The sequence below is a fragment of the Altererythrobacter sp. GH1-8 genome (assembly GCF_043702085.1).
Lineage (GTDB): Bacteria > Pseudomonadota > Alphaproteobacteria > Sphingomonadales > Sphingomonadaceae > Erythrobacter.
The window spans coordinates 3,115,611-3,135,660 of the sequence record NZ_CP171690.1 but is presented as its reverse complement, the minus strand read 5'-3'; the positions used below and the strand labels follow the sequence as shown (position 1 = coordinate 3,135,660).

Annotated in this window: 18 protein-coding genes and 1 pseudogene; 8 read left to right on the top strand and 11 right to left on the bottom strand. The window is 55.9% G+C overall.

Annotated elements, in window-relative coordinates:
• Positions 1-27 precede the first annotated feature (27 nt).
• Positions 28-309 (bottom strand): HGGxSTG domain-containing protein, encoded by a 282-nt coding sequence (locus tag ACG9DO_RS15100; RefSeq protein WP_394729382.1) that lies wholly within the window; start codon positions 307-309, stop codon positions 28-30.
• A 2-nt stretch (positions 310-311) separates the two neighbouring features.
• On the bottom strand, positions 312-968 hold the full coding sequence (locus tag ACG9DO_RS15095) for a hypothetical protein (RefSeq protein WP_394729380.1): 657 nt from the start codon (positions 966-968) through the stop codon (positions 312-314).
• Between the two features lie 516 nt (positions 969-1,484).
• Between ACG9DO_RS15095 and ACG9DO_RS15090 the strand changes: the two genes are divergently transcribed.
• The gene (locus ACG9DO_RS15090; RefSeq protein ID WP_394729378.1) at positions 1,485-2,693 is read left to right on the top strand and encodes an MFS transporter; all 1,209 of its coding nucleotides are present in this window, start codon (positions 1,485-1,487) and stop codon (positions 2,691-2,693) included.
• A 138-nt stretch (positions 2,694-2,831) separates the two neighbouring features.
• Here ACG9DO_RS15090 and ACG9DO_RS15085 read toward each other — a convergent pair whose 3' ends face one another.
• From ACG9DO_RS15085 to ACG9DO_RS15070, 4 genes and pseudogenes are all read right to left on the bottom strand, one after another.
• Positions 2,832-3,119 carry a thioredoxin family protein gene (locus ACG9DO_RS15085; RefSeq protein WP_394731286.1) on the bottom strand — a complete coding sequence of 96 codons (288 nt, stop codon included), beginning with the start codon at positions 3,117-3,119 and terminating at the stop codon, positions 2,832-2,834.
• Positions 3,085-3,279 (bottom strand): annotated as a pseudogene (locus ACG9DO_RS15080) (MJ0042-type zinc finger domain-containing protein); the annotation flags it as partial. The gene ACG9DO_RS15085 and the pseudogene ACG9DO_RS15080, both read right to left, overlap by 35 nt.
• 127 nt (positions 3,280-3,406) lie before the next feature.
• A complete protein-coding gene (locus ACG9DO_RS15075) occupies positions 3,407-4,147 on the bottom strand; it encodes an IclR family transcriptional regulator (RefSeq protein ID WP_394729376.1) in 741 nt (246 codons plus the stop codon).
• A gap of 32 nt (positions 4,148-4,179) precedes the next feature.
• Positions 4,180-6,414, bottom strand: coding sequence for a TonB-dependent receptor (locus ACG9DO_RS15070; protein WP_394729374.1), 2,235 nt, complete (start codon positions 6,412-6,414; stop codon positions 4,180-4,182).
• A 128-nt stretch (positions 6,415-6,542) separates the two neighbouring features.
• Here ACG9DO_RS15070 and ACG9DO_RS15065 point away from each other — a divergent pair, with 128 nt between their 5' ends.
• Genes ACG9DO_RS15065 through ACG9DO_RS15040 form a run of 6 tightly spaced genes read left to right on the top strand, consistent with a single transcriptional unit; the run spans position 6,543 to position 12,318 of the window.
• Positions 6,543-7,397, top strand: coding sequence for an amidohydrolase family protein (locus ACG9DO_RS15065; RefSeq protein ID WP_394729372.1), 855 nt, complete (start codon positions 6,543-6,545; stop codon positions 7,395-7,397).
• 32 nt (positions 7,398-7,429) lie between these two features.
• Positions 7,430-8,464, top strand: coding sequence for an amidohydrolase family protein (locus ACG9DO_RS15060; RefSeq protein ID WP_394729370.1), 1,035 nt, complete (start codon positions 7,430-7,432; stop codon positions 8,462-8,464).
• Complete coding sequence (locus ACG9DO_RS15055) at positions 8,461-8,844, top strand: metal-sulfur cluster assembly factor (protein ID WP_394729368.1); 384 nt, start codon at positions 8,461-8,463, stop codon at positions 8,842-8,844. The genes ACG9DO_RS15060 and ACG9DO_RS15055 overlap by 4 nt, the downstream gene beginning before the upstream one ends.
• A complete protein-coding gene (locus ACG9DO_RS15050; protein WP_394729366.1) occupies positions 8,844-10,391 on the top strand; it encodes a class I adenylate-forming enzyme family protein in 1,548 nt (515 codons plus the stop codon). The genes ACG9DO_RS15055 and ACG9DO_RS15050 overlap by 1 nt, the downstream gene beginning before the upstream one ends.
• A gap of 5 nt (positions 10,392-10,396) precedes the next feature.
• Positions 10,397-11,011 carry a cysteine hydrolase family protein gene (locus tag ACG9DO_RS15045; RefSeq protein ID WP_394729364.1) on the top strand — a complete coding sequence of 205 codons (615 nt, stop codon included), beginning with the start codon at positions 10,397-10,399 and terminating at the stop codon, positions 11,009-11,011.
• Positions 11,008-12,318 carry an MFS transporter gene (locus tag ACG9DO_RS15040; RefSeq protein WP_394729362.1) on the top strand — a complete coding sequence of 437 codons (1,311 nt, stop codon included), beginning with the start codon at positions 11,008-11,010 and terminating at the stop codon, positions 12,316-12,318. The genes ACG9DO_RS15045 and ACG9DO_RS15040 overlap by 4 nt, the downstream gene beginning before the upstream one ends.
• A gap of 169 nt (positions 12,319-12,487) precedes the next feature.
• Here ACG9DO_RS15040 and ACG9DO_RS15035 read toward each other — a convergent pair whose 3' ends face one another.
• From ACG9DO_RS15035 to ACG9DO_RS15015, 5 genes are all read right to left on the bottom strand, one after another.
• Positions 12,488-12,799 (bottom strand): hypothetical protein, encoded by a 312-nt coding sequence (locus ACG9DO_RS15035; RefSeq protein WP_394729360.1) that lies wholly within the window; start codon positions 12,797-12,799, stop codon positions 12,488-12,490.
• Positions 12,800-13,172: 373 nt separating this feature from the next.
• The gene (locus ACG9DO_RS15030; RefSeq protein ID WP_394729358.1) at positions 13,173-13,418 is read right to left on the bottom strand and encodes a thioredoxin family protein; all 246 of its coding nucleotides are present in this window, start codon (positions 13,416-13,418) and stop codon (positions 13,173-13,175) included.
• A gap of 33 nt (positions 13,419-13,451) precedes the next feature.
• Positions 13,452-14,801, bottom strand: a complete 1,350-nt coding sequence (locus tag ACG9DO_RS15025) for an FAD-binding oxidoreductase (RefSeq protein ID WP_394729356.1) — start codon at positions 14,799-14,801, stop codon at positions 13,452-13,454.
• Positions 14,802-15,062: 261 nt separating this feature from the next.
• On the bottom strand, positions 15,063-16,124 hold the full coding sequence (locus ACG9DO_RS15020; RefSeq protein ID WP_394729355.1) for an SMP-30/gluconolactonase/LRE family protein: 1,062 nt from the start codon (positions 16,122-16,124) through the stop codon (positions 15,063-15,065).
• Positions 16,125-16,370: 246 nt separating this feature from the next.
• Positions 16,371-18,431, bottom strand: a complete 2,061-nt coding sequence (locus ACG9DO_RS15015) for a M3 family metallopeptidase (RefSeq protein WP_394729353.1) — start codon at positions 18,429-18,431, stop codon at positions 16,371-16,373.
• Between the two features lie 306 nt (positions 18,432-18,737).
• Here ACG9DO_RS15015 and ACG9DO_RS15010 point away from each other — a divergent pair, with 306 nt between their 5' ends.
• On the top strand, positions 18,738-19,982 hold the full coding sequence (locus ACG9DO_RS15010; protein ID WP_394729351.1) for an acetamidase/formamidase family protein: 1,245 nt from the start codon (positions 18,738-18,740) through the stop codon (positions 19,980-19,982).
• Positions 19,983-20,050: the final 68 nt, after the last annotated feature.

The window sequence follows — 20,050 nt, the reverse complement described above, 5'->3', positions numbered from 1 at the left end:
AGTATTGTGCTGAGGCACTGAAGCCCCTTAGCGAATTTCTCTGAGTGTCTCGCGTGCTTCGCGTAGCAGGTCATAAAGCTCTCTGCGCTGCGCGATCGCTTCGCGGGTATAAAGCCCATGCTTGAACGCGTTGGCGTTGCCCTTGGGAGCGCCTGAGCCTGATGCGCCCCCATGCATCCGGCAGCGCTTTTTGCCATGGACTGCGGGAGACCTGCAGGGGGTGCCTGCGCGCGTCCGCGCGCCGCAGCGCTGCGCTTCCATCATCGGTCCGGTATTTCTTGGATGGGTGCCTACGCGCTTCTTTGCCACTTTTAAGGTTTCCCCTTTGGGGCAGGGGCCTTCCTGGGTTTCAGGGCCTGTTTGAGCTCCTCACCATCAAGGCTCGCCGCGCTGCCATCTTCAAGCGCCCGCTGGGCTTTAGCCGGCTTTGGAGCGTCGTCACTCGGGCCGGCCTTCGCACCTGCTTCCACATTTCCGACAATCGCCTGGCCGCCAGCATGGACGTTGACATGCTCGACCGTGATCTTCTGTTTGCCTTTGCCGCGGTGCTTGCCGAGCGCTTCGATCTGGCGAGCATAGGTCGAGGTAAGTTTTGCCGCGTGTTTGAGGTTCATGTCGCGCGCCTCGAAGGTCTGCTCGGGGACCATCGCCCGGCGAAAGCATTCCATCGAGGCTTCATGGACTGCCAGCATTTGCGCTGCCAGCATGCGTTCGACTTCGTCGCGCGGCTTGAATCCGGCCATCGACTGCAACGCCGTTGCCAGCCCATCGAGTTCTGTGCCCTTGCCGGTATCAACTTGCTGGAGAGTTTTTAGAAGCTGCGCGTAAAGATGCTGCGCGCGTTCTTCGTGTTCGGTGCTGAATACAGCCTTCGCCGCTTTGACCATGGCCTCATGAGCTCTGGTGCGCGGGCCTCTCTCAGCGTCCTTGTCGCCGCTTGTGTTCCTGCCTGTCTTGCGTCTTGCCATGATATCCGCCTTTGGTTCCAGGAGGATGTTACCATGGGATGGAGCGCCGGGGGAGGGCGTTACATGGGATAATGCCCGCTGTTTTCTACTGTGCATAGGGTTGAATTGCGATTTAATTTTCAGACCCTCCCCCCTAGGGGGGCTCGCGCGATAACGCATTCTGCCATGCAATGATTATGGATCAGGCGGCAAAGGGTGCTCCTGCGATTGAATTGCTCGCTGTAGCGGACCTACGCCGCTGGGGATCTATCGAAGGCGAGGGCCAGCCTTCAGCAATGCCTGACCAATAGGAGCGGCCGGGCTTTTGCGCTGCGAGCGCAGTGTCTCCGATCCGCGCAGTTCCGCTTTATCTCGCCAGAATTGCATAAGCCAAGTAAGGCCGGTCGATATCCGATCGGCTTTCTTTGTTTTACTGAACCAGATTGCGATTGCTTTCCCGATTTCCTGGCCAAGAACGAAAGCCGGGATCGGGCAGGGTAAAAGGGAGAGCTACCCGTGGGTCTAAACCATGCCAGCATGAAAATTGCGTATTCTGTCATAGCGATCGCGTTTGCGGCATGGCTTCTGACCAATGTCGATCAATCCCTTTTTGGCTATGTCATTCCCCAGATCCAGACCGAGTTCGGTCTTGGCCTGGAAGGCATTGGCTACATAATCTCACTCTCGTTTGTCGCCGGCATGATCCTGCCGGTTGGCATAGGCGTCTTGACTGATCGTTTTGGCGCCAGGCTGACACTGCCCCTTTGCCTCTTCGTCTCGGCGGTGCTGGTTGGAATGCAGGGTCTGTTGACGGGCCTTTACGCTTTTGCACTGGCGCGCATCCTCTCCTTTGCGTTCAGCGCTGCCCTTTCACCCATAACCAACTCTATTGTTGCGACAGCGGCACCCGTGAAGTGGCGGGCGATCTGGGTGGCATTATTGCAATGCGCCTATCCGCTGGGTTGGCTGGTTTCAGCGATGGTCGTGGCTCCGCTGATCGAACATATAAGCTGGCGCAGCCTGTTCTTCGTCGGGTTTATCATTGCCCCCATCGCGCTCATCCTCGGTTACCTCTTGCCCAAGGACATGTTCGGCGTGGCGACAGCGCCCTCGAGGCGGGTGGAAAGCACCACGGCAAGGCCGTTTGCTGCGCTTTTCGCCCCGGAATTCAGGAAGAGGACTGCCTTGCTCAGCCTGGCGTTCTTTTCCTATTCAGGCGCAGTTGCATCCACCGCGTTCTACCTCCCCACATTTTTGCATGAGGTGCGCGGCTATAGCCTTCCCGACGCGGCCATTATCGTCGGATCAGGCTATGGCATCAGCGTGATCGGTTATCTCGGCTCAGCCGTGGTCAGTACATACCTGCTGCCACTCAGGACAACGATCGTGATCTGGAACGTGCTTGCCGCGCTCCTTGTGACCATCATGATCTGGCTTCCCACCTCGTTCTGGCAGGACTTTTTAGCCTTCGCAGTCATGGGCATTTTCTACTTTGGCACCGCCGCCATCCTGATCACCTATGTCCTGGAAAGCTTCCCCGATGACATGCGAACAACCGCTGCCGCAGTTTGCGGAACGGCCTGTGTGAGCGCAGCCATGGCACTGTTTCCTACGATCGTCGCAATCCTTGTGCCCTCGCTGGGCTGGCAAGTGACCTTCACCGCTATCATCACGCCCTGCCTGATCATTTCTGCATTGGCTACCTTGTCGCTCAAAGGTGCAGATCAGCTATTTCGGGGCACTTAGGCAATAAGAATACCGGGCAGGTTCGTGCCGGCTTTTCCTGCGTTGCTTGCATTTGGCATGCATCTCGGGCGAGCTCCTTGCGGCCAGGCTTGTGTTATCTCGCCTGCCCGTTGGGTTCCCAGGACGGCTATCAGACCGCTAGCCACGGACGGCCCCACTTGCCCAGGCGATGATCGCGCTCGCAGGCATGGCGCCTGACCGCCGGGCAATTTCCTGGCCCTTCGCAATCAGGATTATCGTCGGGATCGAGCGGATCCCATAGCGCCCTGCCAGTTCTTGCTCGGCTTCCGTATCGAGCTTTCCCAAGACGCATGCCCGGCTCGAGTTCTGCGGCAGCTGCAGCAAAAGCTGGTGCCATCTGCAGGCACGGTCCGCACCATCCCGCCCAGAAATCAACCAGCAGCGGCAGGTCACTCTTGCTCGCATGGCTTGTAAAATTGGCGCTGGTGAGATTTACTGGCGCACTCTGGAACAGCAGCGCTCCGCATTTGCCGCACTTGCCGCCAGCACCAAGCTTGGTCTCGGGGACCCGGTTGAGAGCCGCACAGGCGGGACAGGCGATGATCTTTGCAGCTTGTTCTGCCATGGCTGTACCTCCTTTGTCGATGTAGGCGATGGAGTTGCAAGTAAAAGCACTATCCTCGTCTGGCTATGGTCCGGGCCTTGGGCGCTCGGGGCCAGTCAATCACATATACTGCTTCCAGATCAGGAGATTACTGGAGATCGACGAAATTAGCCAAAGTCGCCAACACTTCTTCTGCGATCCGCTGCTCTCGCTCTTGCATGAGCGGCGTCAATCCAGCGATGGCAAAAACATAGGTTGATGCCGATCCAACGCGAGTAAGTGGGAAAGCCAGGGCGCCCAACCCATCGATGGCCTGATCGTATCCAGCGTAATAGCCCTGCTTTCTGCACAAGGTCACCCGCCTGTTGATCTCAGCAAACTGGCTATCTTCGACTTGTCCGAGCTTCTTCGCCGTTTGCCAAAGCTCATCCATTTTTTTGGGTGTGGTCACTGCGAGTGCGGCCGTTCCCACGGCAGAACCGAAGAGACTAAATGTATCCCCGGGGTCTACATTCATAACGACCGTGTTGGTGCCCAGCATGATCTCTACAAATTCCATCGAAAGACCGCGCCTTACGCTGAGGGTAGTGGTCTCCCCGTACTGATCGCGCATAGCGCTCATCAAGGCGCGCACATCAGACCCAGTGGCGAAGACTTCATCTTCGATCCACCGGGTCAATGCATTGAGCCGCACTGATGGGAAGTACTTCTTCCCTCGTTCGGACTGCAGGAAATAGCTGCCTTTGGCGAGGCTTTTAAGTAGGGCCGTGGTCGACGAGAGGGGCCAACCGGTTTCTGCGCAAATTTCGCTTGCAGTGAGAGGGCATCGCCGCCTGGCAAAGAGCTCGAGAAGCATGAATACTCGGTCGGCCGATTTGACCGTGCTCATCTCTTGCTCCGTGGCTCTTTGCCGTAACGGCCTTAATACTTCACATTGAGCGATACCATATACATCCGCGGCTCGCCTGGATAGGCTGGTGCAAAGCCTAGACCCGAGAAATCGAGCAGCGAATGAAAGTACTCCTCGTCAAAGCAATTCCGGCAACTTAGCGTCACGCCGAAGCGCTCGTCCGCGCGTTCCCAACCGATGCTTGCATTAGCGATCTGGTACTTGGTCTCACTGATCGGCGCGTTGGTGATGGCTGTGTAGTGCTTGCCAATGAAAGAGTAGTCGAAGTTGGCCTTGATTGTGCCCGCATCTCCGTCGAGCGGGTAATAGGCCGACATGCCGACCTTGCCTTGTGTGGTTGGCAGGCGCTGCAGTTCGTCGCCCAGGACCGCTGCTAGCCCAGCCGGTATGTCTCCCTTATAATTGCCTTCCATCCAGGCAAAGTTTGCGAAAGCATCGAGCCACGAGACAATGCGCCAGGTCCCTTCGAACTCGATGCCATAGATCTCGGCATCGGTGGTTGTACCTGAAAAGCCCCCGTTGACGTTCGTGAAGGTGTTAAAAAGGTCAGTGAAATCCGTGTAGAAAGCGGCGATGTTTGTCCGAACGCTGTTTCCGAACAATTCGGCTTTTAGCCCAGTTTCATAGCTATCGACGATTTCCGGTGGGAAGGGGCTGACTTGGTTGGGGGTCGGGAATACAAGGCGAGCGAGCCAACCGCCTGACTTGAAGCCACGCGACCAACTGGCATAGAGGTTGAGGTCGTCGTTGGCTTCGAAGCGCAACCCGACACGCGGCGTGAATTCCTCAAAATCGAGCTCGACTGGAATATTCAAGGCGATCAGATCATCGTTATCAAAGGCCAGGACCTGACCTTCGGCATCGAAACCAGCTGGAGTTCCTCCGACGAAGAATTGGGTCGCAAAGTCCTTCTTTTCCCAAGTGTAGCGCGCGCCTGCAAAGGCGGAGAGGCGATCGGTGAAGTTGTAGGTCAGTTCGCCGTAGATCGCATAGCTGGTGCTATCCGTCTGGATATACTGTTCGTTGTAGATCGTCGGGATGATGACGAATGGCGGGTCCGCTACCCCGCTCGGAACTCTCAGGTTGAATTCGTTGCCGAGATAGGAGGTCGAATCCTCGCGGAAGTAATAGATACCACCCGTGTATTCGAAATCCCCTGCGGCACCGGAAATGTTGAATTCCTGTGACCACTGATCGGAATCGTTATCAGTGAAAAGCTCGTAGATCGGCGTGACGCTATCCGAGAGGTCGAGATTGTAGACTTGTTGTGTTTCGCGATAACCACTGATCGACTTGAGTGTCGCGGACCCGATCTCCCAGGTCGCGGTTAGACCCATGCCCCAAGTCTTCCCGAGATTGCCTTGCTCAGTGTCTGAAAAGATCCGAAACAAGCTGTCTGAAGAAGCTTCACCGGGCAAGGAGGCTAGATTAGACGGATAAACCGAATTGGAATTGTCCTCCATATAGTCAGCCGTCAACTGAATGCTGAAGGTTTCGCTCGGCTCGAACAGGAGTGCGCCGCGGGCCCCGAAGAAATTCATGTCATTGACATTCTTGTCGAGGGTTTCGTTGTACGAATACCCGTCGTGGTTTTCCGTCATCAGGTTGATGCGGAAAGCCAGCTTGTCGTCGATAATCGGACCTGAAAAACTTCCGCGCGCGAGGAAGTGATTATAATTGCCATAGCCTAGCGTTCCGTTTGCTTCGAAATCGAAGCTGGGGTCTTTGGTTACCACTTTGACCGCACCGGCTGATGAGTTGCGGCCATAGAGTGTTCCCTGAGGACCGCGGAGCACTTCGATGCGTTCGACATCGTAAAAGCCGAAATTGTTCACGCCCTGCCGGGCAATGTAGATGTCATCGACGTAAACGCCCACTGCGGGGTCCACCGTGACAATCGACTCGGTGTTACCGACGCCGCGCAGGAAAAACGTCACAGCGGTCGACTGCCCGACGTTGTTTGAGCCGATCAGGCCGGGAACTTCCGAAAAGACATCTTCGATATTGCCGATCTGGCGGCGATCCAGCGACTCGGAATCGAGCGCCGTGACGGCGACAGGCACCTGCTGCAGATCTCCAGCCCTGCGCTGAGCGGTCACGACAATCGCAGACAGGCTCGACCCGTCGTCGGTTTCTGTAGCCTGCGCTTCTTCTCCGCCCGCAGCGGAGTCGCTGGACTGGGCAAATGCAGGCGTGGCGAGGGCTGCAAGTGCGACCCCAGCTGTGAATTTAGCGAGCAGCTTCATAATCAATCTCCACATATGTGTAGTGAAAATACAGATTTGTATTGCCCTCTGCCATCAAACGCCTTAATACGCAAGTAGGTTGAGCGCGTAGCTTGCCATTGATCTGTAGAAATAGGAGCAATTCCTACGTGTCTGGTGCAATCGACATCGTCGTAAACTTGTTCACCCCAAAGATGGTCGCAGAAGGCCGCACAGGCCTCGATGAAACCTTCAAGGAGCAGGTGCGGATGCCTGCCGATATGCGCGGTGGCGTCACTGAAGAGGATTACCTGGAGCGGATGGATCGTGCGGGGATCGAGAAGTCGCTCCTGATAGCGGTGCGTGCTGGCGATATCCGGATGCAAGGCTCGTTCGAGATCCCCTACCAGGATGTTGCAGCGGTGTGCGCTCGCAATCCCGATCGCTACCTCGGTTTAGCGGGCGTCGACCCATACCGCGGGATGGATCAGTTGCGGGAGCTCGAATATGCCGTGAAGGAGCTCGGCTTTGTCGGCGCCCATCTCTATCCGCACTGGATGGAGCTCGCACCCGACCACCGCAAGTACTACCCAATATACGCCAAGTGCTGCGAGCTCGATATTCCCATCATGATGCAGGTGGGGCACAATCTGGTTTATTCACGCGACAGGCGGCTGCCGAGCGTCGGTCGTCCAATATGTCTTGATACTGTTGCGATCGACTTTCCGGAATTGAAGCTGATCGGCATTCACATTGGCGTGCCTTGGACCGACGAGATGATCTCGATGGCCTGGAAGCACGAGAATGTCTTCATCGGTACCGACGCTTATGCACCTAAGCATTGGCCGGCTTCCTTCGTTCATTACATGAACACCTACGGTCAGGATAAGGTCCTGTTTGGAACTGACTGGCCAGTCATCGATCCCGAACGTGCTGTTCGAGAAATTGCGGACTTGGGATTGAGGCCCGAATCCCACGACAAGATCATGCGCCAAAATGCCCGCAAGTTGTTCAAGCTCAAGTGACACCACATGGGCGAGCTAGCTAGGAGTCGATAATGTTTACGATCGACGGAGTTTGCCATCCGTACAATTTCCACCCCGACAATCTCGTCGGTAGATTCGGCCCTGCATTTGCAGACGTTCTGTTCGGCTATCATCCGAATGTGAACCCGCCCGGTGTTGCCATGAACCGAGAGGAGTGGAGCCGTGATTGGCAGCCTGAGGAATTCATGGACGTCATGTTCCTCGAAAGCGAGCTCGACATGGCATGCATGCATTCCTTGCCGATCTACGATGCCTTTCGCGATGGCGGGTCTGCGGCTGAGAAAGGCGCCTATCTCAAGAAGAATTATCCCGACCGGATCCTGTGGTACGCTGGCGTGGACATGTTCGAGGGCGCTAAGGCTGTCGATGAAGCAAAGCGTTACCTCGACCAGGGCGCCGATGGTCTGAAATTCTATCCGGCCCGCTATGTTGATGGCCGCACCGAGGCCTGGCGCATGGATGATGAGGGGCTGGTTTACCCCGTCCTCGAAGCTGCGCGTAACGCAGGTGTGACCAATGTGGCGATCCACAAGGTGCTGCCGATTGGACCCATCAATGCCAATGGGATGAACGTCGATGACCTGGGTGCGGCTGCCAATGCGTTCCCCGACATAGCGTTTCAGATTGTCCATGCCGGCTTCATGTTCGTCGACGAGACCAAGATGCTGTTGGGCAACTTTCCAAATATCTATGCGACGCTGGAAGCCTCGGCATTGCTTGCGATGCTCAACCCGCCGATGATGGACCGGATCATGGATGAATTCCTCCTTTTCGGTGGTCCGGAGCGGATTATCTTTTCTTCCGCAGCAGTGAATCCACATCCGCAAGTCGTGCTGGAAGCTCTTGCGAAATACGATCTCCCGGAGACATCGCCCATACGCCTGGGTGACGATGTCCGGGCCCTGTTCATGGGAGGCAATCTTGCCCGCCTGCACGGTATCGACACCGACGCACGCAAAGCCAAGCTTGCCGATGATCGGTTCTCACAGGAGCGCTCTGTCAATGGCCTTCGGCCGGGCTTTTCAAGTGTTCGTCAACCGGCATGATGGAGAATAAGGTTCTAAGCGACGCGATCTGGAGCGCTCTCGGTTCGCTCAAGGATCCGTGCATGCAAGCCGCTGGGCTTGATATTTCTCTCGTGGGACTTGGGATCGTCAAGTCAGTAGAAGTCGACGACGAAAAGGTAGCGGTAACGATGGCTTTAACCGAGCCTGGCTGCGGCTTCACGCATGTGCTGGTAACGCAGATTGAAGACGCGCTTGCAGGGCTTGTCGGGCAACGCAAGCTCGATGTTTCCTTCGACTGGTCGGAAGGCTGGACTGAGGAGCGCATGCAACCCGGAGCGCGAGCGCAGTTTGATCAGGCTCGCAAACGATCCGCCGGCCTCTTTGCCAATGCCGGACTTGTGAACAGGAAAACCGCTTGATGGCGAGCGCGAGTTCCTGGCCAATCCTGCCATCAGAAGGCATTCGGGCTGCGGCTGAACGCCAGCCCGAGAAAATTGCCCTTCGCCAGTTCGAAGGAGGGCTGGTCGCAAAATCGGTCACATACCGCGAATTCGTCGCCCGGATGAACCGCTTCTCGAATGCAGCCCGCGAAGTCTGGGGCCTTTCCAGAGGCGATCATGTCGCAATCTGCGCTGGCAATTCGATCGACTTCCTCGCCATTGTTTGCGGATTGGGGGCTGTGGGGATCGCCGTCGCAAAACCCAATCCCAAACTGTCTGGATCTGAAATTAATGCCATCTGCCAGGATGCAGGAGCACGTATGGTCTTCTGCGACGAGGCCAGCACGGAAAAACTCGAACAATTCGATCAATGTGCGCCTTTGCTGCAGATCGGCGAGCCTCTTGATAAAGCCCTCGCTGATGTAAGCGACGCCGATCCTAGCCTGACAGATCTTGCAGATGAGGACAGCACGTTCGTCTTACCCTATACGTCTGGCACTACGGGCCTCCCCAAGGGGGTCCAAGTTACCCATCGCAGCCGCTCCCTTACTTTTTACGGTATGGGCGTTGAGTATGGTTGCTATGGTCCCGATGACCGTTTCCTGGGACTTGCGCCTATGTGTCACGGTGCGGGTTTTGCCTTCAATCTCGCGCCCTTATACTTCGGCGGGGCTCTCGACCTTTTTACGTCGTTTGATCCTGTGGCCACGCTGGCACACATTGGCAGCGGCGAGGTGACCGGCATTTTCCTCGTGCCAACGCACTTCCAGGCCTTCTTCGCGCAGAACGAGGCAGTCCTCTCCACTAGCAAGGGACACGCGCTAAAAGCGATTATCTCCAATGCAGCCCCGCTCAGCCAGCCGCTCAAGGAGAAGATCGTAGCGCACTTCGGTGAAGGCCTACTGCATGAGTGCTATGGATCGACCGAAGGGGGTATCGTGACGTCAATGCGACCCGATGATCAGCTTCGAAAGGTCCAATGTGTCGGAAGGCCCTTCGTCAATACGCGGATCCGCCTGCTCGATGATCAGGGTGAACCGGTCAAACAGGGTGAGGTCGGAGAACTCTTCAGCTCCTCTCCTTACGTGTTCACCGGATACCATAACCGGCCTGAGGAGACGGCGAAAAGCCTCAAGAATGGCTGGGTCTCAGCCGGCGACCTTGCTCGACAGGACGAGGAAGGATTTTACTACATCGTCGGTCGCAAGAAAGAGATGATCATTTCGGGCGGCATTAACGTCTATCCGCGCGAGATCGAGACGGTGCTGGAGAAGCATCCCGCGATAGCTGAAAGCGCGGTGGTTGGATTGCCTGACGACTATTGGGGGGAAAGGATTGCAGCCGCTATCGTTCTTGCACCGAGCAATCCAGCGCCGGACGAGGCCGCCCTGACCGAATGGTGTGCGCCGTATATTGGTAAGCAAAAAATTCCGAAGTGCTTTGCCGTGGTCAAGGAGTTGCCTCGCAATCCGATGGGCAAAGTGTTGAAAGCTGAAGTCAGCAAATTCTTCGACCAAGCAAGGTAGAATACATGGAACTCTCGCCAGACAACGCAGCGCTCATCGTCATCGACATGCAGAAAAGCTTTTGCGAGCCCGACGGCAAGGTCGCTGCGATGGGGTTGGATACCAGCGCATGTGCCGCTGCCATCAGGCCATGCGGCGAGGTTATTTCGGCAGCGAGGAAGGCACGTCTACCGATCATTTTCACACGCTACGTCTATACTCCTGATTACAGCGATGGTGGTGTCATGGTGCAGCACAAGATGCCTGGACTGGCTGAACACCGTGCGCTGGTCGCCGGGACAGCAGATGCCGAGATCGTCGACGAGCTTGCACCTCAAAGCGGTGACATCGTGATCGACAAGAACCGGCCAAGTTCGTTTTACGGTACGCAGCTCGACGAAATACTCGAGCGGCAGGGAATCAAACAGCTGGTTGTGTGCGGCGTGACCACGAATTGCTGTGTCGAAACCACGGTCCGCGACGCGAGCCAGCGCGACCTTGAAGTTTTTGTCGTGGGCGAGGCTTGCGGAGAGCTGGACGAGGAGCGCCATAACGTCGCCCTGAGGGCCATGGATATGCTTTTCGCCGACGTCATATCGATCGACCAAATGCGTGTCGCGCTCGAGAAAGCCGCTGCATGAGCCCAGAGGAAAAGCCCTATCCTTCACCCAAGGTCGCTTGGTATGCAGTCTCGGTATTGCTGATTGCATATACGATCGCCTTTATCGATCGGACCATCCTGTCGCTTTTGGTGGGGCCGATACAAGCAGATCTCGGCATCGGCGATACGGCTATGGGCCTTCTCCACGGCATTGCATTCGCGCTTTTCTATTGTTTCCTCGGATTGCCGATAGCGTGGCTCTCTGACCGCTTCTCAAGGCGCTGGATCATAGCGATCGGCATGATCTTGTGGAGCGCAATGACTGCGCTTTGCGGTCTTGCCAAGAACTTCACTCAGCTTTTCCTTGCGAGGATGGGTGTTGGGGTCGGCGAAGCAGCGCTTTCTCCGGCAGCTTATTCGATGATTGCGGATCTGTTTCCGCCTTCGAGCCTGGGCCGAGCGATGGGGGTTTATTCCTCGGGAGTTTTCTTCGGAGCGGGCGTCGCGTTTCTGGTCGGTGGCTTCGTGATTTCGCTGGCTACTGGGGGAGGAGCGTTATGGTTGCCGCTTTTTGGAGAACTGCGGGTCTGGCAATTCGTGTTCGTCATCGTCGGTCTGCCTGGTGTGCTGTTCGCGCTTCTGATGCTGACGGTTCCGGAGCCCGAACGCCGCGCAAAGAATAGTGGAGGGGCAAAAGCTTCAAGCAGCGGTTTGATCACCTTTCTGCGCGAAAATCCAAAGGCATCAATTGGGCACTTCCTCGGTTTTGCGCTGCTTGGTGTGGTGTTCAATGGCTTCGTCGCATGGGGCCCGACCCAGATGATCAGGGATTTCGGTGTTACCGCCAGCGACGCTGGTGCAGCGTTCGGCATCGGCATCTTTATCTGCGGCGGCGGCGGCATCATTCTCGGTGGCCTCGTTGCAGATAAACTTACCCAAAGAGGATATGAGGATGCGGCGATGCGCGCCGGTATCATTGGCGGCATCGGCCTCATTCCGACAGGGCTCGCGGCTCCCTTGATGCCCGACTTCATCTCTAGCGCAATCGCTTATGCGGCCTTCTTCCTGTTTGCGAGCTTTCCATTTGGTGCTGCTGCAGCGGCTCTTCAGCTTATGACGCCTCCAGGGCTGCGCGCGCAGATGTCCGCAATGTACCTGCTCGTGTTGAATTTGATCGGGATTGGCGGTGGCCCGCTGCTGATTGCGGCGATCAGCGATTATGTACTCTCAGGTCCGGCGTCGATCGGGACAGGGATGGCAGTCACGGCAGCCATCACAACGCCGCTCGGCGTCTTGACGCTTATCGCGACGCTTCCTGCCTACCGTTTGCTCAGGGCGAGAAGCTGACGGCTCGAGCGCATGATGAAGCCCGGTTAAGACGCGCTAGCGGATTTCCTTGAGTGTCTCGCGAGCTTCGCGCAGCAATGCGCTAAGCTCCTTGCGCTGCGCGATCGCTTCGCGGGTATCGATACTAACTCCGGGCGCGTGGAGGTCGCCTCGAGGAACTTCAAAGCTGTTACCGGGCGACTTTGGCACTCACCCGGTGGAAAAAGGAGTGAGCCGGAGACTTGCCGGTGCGAACCTCGCTGAAGATACCGCCGCATAGCGACGGCAGACGCGCGGCGATCATGTGGGTTTCTTCGATATTCCTGACATCAATGCGCAAGAACAAGTCCTTCTCGAAGTCAAACGCAATTGTGAGAGCGCCCGGAAACTCCTGGGCGAGCACCCCCTGCAGCCTGCGCAACTCCCGCGAGCCATCGCTGACCCTTGTTTCAGGGCTGATGGCCGAGACATTGCTTGCAGATGGTTGGGTTTCGCCTGTCATCCCCAGCTCACGAATTGCTGATCGGAAAAGGTAGGCGCGAGCGCTGTGCAAGATCTATCCGCTTAGCATGAGCTGTCTCAGAATGTGCCAGCAATGTCGCCCAGCACCAGTGCTGGACGCCTCGCCACCTCAAGATAAAAAAGCATTATATATCGTGGGGTTGTATCGATCTACGTTTCTATTTATGTCGACTTTTGGACTACTTTTAGTCCCCCAAAGGCACCCTCCCTCGCGCGATAACGCGGTCTGCCATGCAACTGCTCAGGATCAACGGGTGGGAAGGGGGCTCCCGCGATTGGCTTGCTTGCGCCAGCGGCCTTTCAGCGCTGAGGGACCGGTCCAGCACCCGAGAGCGCTTCATCCCGCTTTCGCATCAGGCGCTAGCGTGGTCAAAAGCACGCCAGCGTTGCGCGGCTTGCCTCGCCCAGGCGATGATCGCGCCCGCAGGCATCGCGCCTGACCGCCGGGCAATTTCCTGGCCCCTTGCAATGAGGATCATGGTCGGGATCGAGCGGATCCCATAACGCCCCGCAAGCGCCTGCTCGGCTTCCGTATCGATTTTTCCAAGACGCATGCCCGGCTCGAGTTCTGCAGCAGCCGCAGCAATCGCTGGAGCCATCTGCAGAGACGGCCCGCGTGGTGGAATTCAAATCTAATCGGCCGACAACACCCCTGAGAACAGATTATTTGGATCGTATTTCTTTTTGACCTCACATAGACGATCGTAGTTAGGGCCAAATCCGGCGCGCTTGCGAGCGGCCTCGTCGCGGTCGAGATAGTTCAAATACACCGTTCCATCAGAGAATTGCTTCAATTTTTCAAACCAGGCCCGCGCTGCCGACACAGCTTGCTTATCTTGCGCACTGTCGAGCCAGCCGGCCGACAGTCCGAGATTGTAGCGCGCATGACGGTTGGGGAACGCTGTCTCGTCTACGCCTACTCTGCTTACCGCCCCACCGAGTGTTTCCATGAACACGAGAGTGTATTTACCTGGTAGGGATGAAATCCCCTCTGCCATGACATCGACGAGGTCGTCGCTCAGGTCATCGACGAAGATTGATTTCCAGTAGAAACGCCCGCCTTCCGGCGATGCTCCTGCAAAGGTTTTTTGAAATTCCAGGTATGGCATTTCATCAATGAAGCCGAAGATCAGGTCGCCCAATTCCAGCAAGGGCTGCAATTCTGCTTTTGCTGCCGTTTGTTCCCCGACATGACACGCGATAACAGCGAGGCATGGCAAACCATGCCAGTCTGGTGGGAAGATATCGACCGCAGGCACCTTCATGAAAGCTGGCACCAACGTTACGTCATCAGTGGCGCTGTGCATGAATTCGCGCACGAAGCGCATCACTTCCCGTGCTTTTGCTAGCGGATAATAGGAGTGCGCGACGATTATATCCGGCCCGACGGGATGGACGCGAAAATCGAAACGAGTGACAATTCCGAATTGTCCGCCGCCGCCGCGCAAGGCCCAGAACAGGTCGGCATGCACCTCTTCGTTTGCCTCGACAATGGTTCCGTCGGCCAAGACAACTTGTGCGCCGATCAGGTTATCGATTGTCAGGCCGAGTTTGCGACAAAGAAATCCAATACCTCCACCTAGAGTAAGCCCTCCAACGCCTGTCTCTGGTTCAATCCCAGCGGTTACAGCCAAACCATGAGCTTGTGTGGCAGCGTCCAATTCGCCAAGGAGCACGCCGCCACCCACTCGCGCGATTTGTGCCTTTGGATCGACCGAGATTTCCTTTAGCCCGGAAAGATCAATCACAAGGCCGCTCTCCGGAAGTGAAGCACCAGAAACGGAGTGAGCCCCACATCGGGCTGCTGCTTTCATACTTGCGTGTGAAGCATGGGATACGGCAGCAACGACATCATCGACACTTTCGCAGACAGCGATGAGTGCTGGTTTTCGGTCGATCATGTGGTTCCAGCCGAAGCGAGCGGACTCGAACTCTTCGTGCGTTGGATCGATCACTGCACCGCAGAAGCCAGAAATTTCCATATCCCCTCCCAGAGTTGGCACTTCGGAAAGGACCACAAGAACTAGGATCGTGTCAAATTAAGGCGACATTGAAGATAAGACTGTTCTCCACCCCATGAGCTGCCGGTATTTGGTTCCAGGCGGCATCTTGAAAGCCGACAGTCCCTTTCGCGTCGTTAACAGCCTAAAGCGGACCGGCTGCTTACGACCCAATTGCGGACATTCCGGGAGCCCCGAAAGTTTTGAGCGCTCGAAGGCTCAGCCGTTCAGCGCCAGATTTCGTTATCGATTGAGCCGGACAAGGGCATCGCCCAGTCCCGAGACGAAGATTGGCCTGTTGCCGCCGTCGACGATGATCCCGGTTAATACGCCGGGCATCTCTCCTTGCAGGTCGGGCCCGAGAATATCCAGCCTGCTTTCGCCCCTCTCTCCTCGGCTGTTCCATTCAACCAGCAATTCTGCACCCTTTTCGGACTGTGCATCGAACACAATTCGGGTTTCACCGGTCTCAGTGTCCAGCGCATAAACCCTGTTGGCGAGCGGGGACGCCACCCAAAGAGAGCCGTCATCGGCAAGTCTCATGTTATCTGGCGTAGGTATTTCTGCCAAAGTCTTACGGGCACCCACCGATCCTGACTCGATATCCAGATCGAAGGCCAGCACGCGATTTGCCACGGTTTCTGAAAGGTAGAGCGTTCGCTTGTCTTCATCGAGATAGAAGCCATTCGCGAAATCGAGCCCCTCGACAAGCAGCTCAGGCTCCTCCGCATATGTGCCATCAGTATTGCGTGCGAGACGGTAAAGGGCGCCGTCACCCATGGGGGTATCGACGGCTGCAAACATGCGTTCTTCGCCAATGCCGTCCGTGGATTGGGTGAACCAGATAGCACCGGTGCTATCACTGATTGCGGTATTCACGGTTGACTTGTGATTGAAGACAACTTCGGTCGTCTCGCTGGCAATTTCAGTGCGATAGATTTTCCCTGAAAAGACATCTGCCACGAGAATATATTTCCCGTCATGCGACAGGTGGACACCGTTCGGCCCGCCTTGCTGAGGCCCGGGTGCGCTGGAAAAGCCCGCCGCTTCAAAATTGCCAAATGGTGTGGCTGACCCGTTAGCTGCGAGTTTGATCAGGCCGTACCGCAGATCTGCGACAATCAGGCGTCCATCTGCCAGGAAGACACCATCTTCCGGCCTGACAAGCGAGCGGTCCGCAGGAAACAGAACTGTATCGGCAATCGTCCAGCTGACCGGTTCAGTTTCCTCATTTGCACTGTCTGACCCGTTACTGCACCCGGCGAGCAAGACGCTTGCCAATAGTACCTGGAAATAGAGCTTCATTCGGACACCCCCCTTTTTACCCCCCCGGTTTGGAGAGAACTTGGCCACCATGGTCGCGCTGTCAAGCGACCACCAGGTACAAGAGCATCATCGTGTGTGATGCGAACAGATGAAATAGCCGCCGCTTCACTGATAAAGCGGTCATACCGCTAACGACCCAATTGCAACCGGATAGCTATGTCGATGCCGAGTTAGAGACTCGCCGGTTAAGCCTTGGCATTTCTGCAGCACGCACCCATTAGACTACTATTCCAATTCAATTGATTTCTTGAATGCATCTGCATTGACCGGGCGACCGAGGAAATCCTCGATCAATTCGGCGGCCGGCTTGCTACCACCTGCTCCCAGCACAAGCGTGCGATAGGCCCGAGCGGTTTCGCGATCACGTAAGCCCGCGCGCTCGAAGAGGCTGAAGAGATCGGCTGCGATTACTCGTGACCAGCCATAGGTGTAATAGCCAGCCGAATACCCATCGAGGTGGCTAAAAGTCGCCTCCTGGTGAGTGCCTTCAGGTCGCCTTCCGTAGGGATCATAAACCGCGTGATAATCCTTGAACGCCTCGCTGATCGCAGACGCAGATGGATCGGCAGGCGCTCCTTGATGGAAACGCAGCGAGGCATTGGAATTGCCAAGCTGGGATAGTTCGAAAACACCTCGCCCGAAGTTTCGCGCCGCAATCATCCTTTCCACCAGATCGCGCGGGATTGTCACTCCCGCTTCATTGCGCGCAAACCGGATCAGGGTGTCGTAATCATAGACCCAGTTCTCCAGCATCTGAGATGGTGCTTCAACGAAGTCTCGCTCGGTCGTGACTCCCGCCACACCATACCAGCGCTTCTCGCCACCTAGGATATTGTGCAGAAGATGGCCAAATTCATGCAGAAAAGTCTCTACATCGGAATGCTCCATCAGTCCTGTATCGTAACCGCCCTTCGGCAGGTTCATCGTCAAGACCGAGACTGGCTTGCTTTCACTAGCAACCCCGGACCGCAAGGTAATATGATTGGCGTGCTGATACTTCCCCTCGCGCGGATGGGCATCGAGGTAGAACGCCCCAAGTAGAGCACCATTTTCATAAACTTCGAAGGCCTCGACATCGGGATGCCATAATGGCGTATCCCACTTTCGTATCTCGATCTGGAACAGGTCCTGCGAAAGCTCGAAAATACCGTTCCGAACGTTGTCATAGGCAAAATACTGACGCACTTCCTGTGGATCGAGGTCAAACTTGTCTTTCAGAACCTGCTGCTTCGCCCAAGCTGAATTGAAGACATTCAGCTGCGTTCCCGGCCGCTTTTCATCCAGTGCCGCTTGCAAGAACGTCTTGTCTCTTTCAGCAGCATTCGAGGCCGCTTTGGCCAATTCCTCCATATGGGCTTCAACCTGCTCGGGTGTGCGCAACATCCGGTTCTCGAGCAATAAAGCAGCATAATCAGGGCGCCCCAGCAGGCGCGCAAGTTCATCTCGCTTGGTAAATATCTGGCCCAAGATGGTGCTGTTTTCCGGGTAAGCGAGAGAATAATATGCTCGCGCAATCCGCTCCCGCAGATTGTCATCTTCCGCATATTGCATGACTGGGAAAAAATCCGGCGCATCGGTCGAGATTTCGACCATGCCGTCAACGCCTGGAGGATGAGCTTCGATCCAGTCCTGCGGCATACCTGCAAGCTCGCGCGGCAATGCCTTTATGACCCCTCTTGCGTTCGCATAGTTGCTGGAAAACTCTGAACTGAGCGCAGTCAGCTCTTCCTGGAGTTGTCTGAAGCGTGCTCCGTCTTCGTCATTCAGAGCTACACCGCTACGCTCGAAACCCGCGAGAACCTCGCTGAGGAAATATTGCGTCACGCTATCCTGATCGCTGGCATCGATGGCAGCTAGGCGCTCGTAAACTGGACGCGAAAGACCAATGCGCGTTTCTATTTCGGAAATACGCCGATAGCATTCGAACCCCGCGGCACGCTTTTCAGCCGTGTCCATTGACTGGCTAAAGGAATAGAACTCTCCCCCACCAGCATTAATGACGGCTATCAATTCATCGAAAGGCTTCAGCGTGGAAGTGACGGTCGCGCGACCAGTTTGCTGCTCCAATGCCGTAAAACGGCTCTCAATCTCATGGATATACTGGTCACAGCGCTGACCCAATGCAGCTGCATCGGGCGCATCTGCATAAATGTTGCCAGCGAAGGTCCCTGGATTGGAGAAGCTATGGTGCGGCTCGTGGGCCATTGCCGGAGACACGAAGCATGAAGACATGAGCAGGGTTGCTGCCAAGCAAAATCGCATAGGTGATACTTTCTGAGACTGCATTTTGATGCGCGATCTAGTCGGGCAAAGCTGTTTGATCAATGAAGGTTCGCAATTCTGGCAACCGCCCCTGGGTTGGGAGAATGTTTCTTGGGGAATACGTGATTAAGCTATACGCCTTCCCAGTATAGAACAGATTCCAAACGATTAATTCGTTATCTAACTATCAAGATGGGTTATCAGCTAACGACCCAATTGCGGACCTCTCGCCGACCAGTGTCCACCCAGCCGACGCTTTGGCCCTGAATGAGTTATCCATGACAGTTTGGATTGGCTCTGTTACCCCTTATTCGGGACTGGGGTTCAAATATGAAACAAATCAAACGCGCCTTGACTTTTTGCGGCTTTGCATCGGCTTTTGCGTTTTCAGGACAAACATTTGCTCAAACGACGGTTGGCGACACGAGCGTGCCATGTGCCGAAGATCGGGCATGCATGAACCGGATGCATCCCGAAATTCCGATGGTGGCAGAAGCGGATATTGGCGAACCTATCATATTCGTGACCCGTGATGCTTTCGATCTGACCCTTGATCCTGACGTTTCCACAAGCGCAAAGCGCAAGCCGAGGGAAGGCGCTGGTATTGCCCACGCGCTCACCGGACCAGTTCATATTCGCGGGGCCAAAGCCGGAGACGTTATAGCTGTGACTATCGAGGCGCTCGATCCGGCAAATGTCGGCTGGACCGACGTATCGGCTTTTGGTTTTGCTGGAGATCAATTCGGAACCGACGAACGGTTTATAGTTTGGCGTCTAAATGATGATTACGCTGAAAGCGACGCATTACCCGGCGTGCGTATTCCGAACGCAAGTTTTCCTGGCGTTGTAACAACCTTGCCGGATGAAAGGCTGCACGCCGAAATTCTTGAACGAGAGACGGATCTTCTTGAAGCGGGTGGTCTCGTCCTCCCTCCTAACCCATCTGAAGCGAAACCGGCTGAGCTTTGCGGAGCCGAGGGCACAAAACTTTTGGAATGCTTGCGGACGGTGCCGCCGCGCGAGAACGGCGGAAACATGGACATCCGATATCTCACGACAGGTACGACTTTGTATCTGCCATGTTTGATAGATGGATGCGGCCTAGCCGTTGGAGACTTTCATTATGCGCAGGGCGATGGAGAGGTCTCTGGCACAGCAATCGAGATGGGCGGCAAGCTCACTGTGACCGTTCGCGTGGTCGAGAATCCACCAGACTTGTCTCGCGGCCCACATCTTGAAGGATCGGCGGCAGCGCTTGGTATTCCTTCAAAGCGATTCTACGCCGTAACCGGCTTCCCGCTCAAAGAAAAAGGAAGCGTCCCCGCGAATCTCGCATACCTAGAATCCCCAAAGATAGCGGCTCTGAGCAACTTGTCAGGCGATATCCATCTTGCTGCACGCAATGCCCTTGCTGCGATGATTGACTATATCATGGCGGAATACGGCTACGACCAGACGCAGGCGTACATGATCGCCAGCGTTGCCGTCGACATGCGGATTGCGCAGCTTGTTGATGTGCCTAATCTAGGGGTCACCGCAGTCCTACCGTTGGATATTTTTGTAGAACGCGATTAGACCTTCATTGCGGGACTTATCCTATGCGCCAAGCCAGGAGCAGCTTATAGTCCGTTTTCCGCCCATTT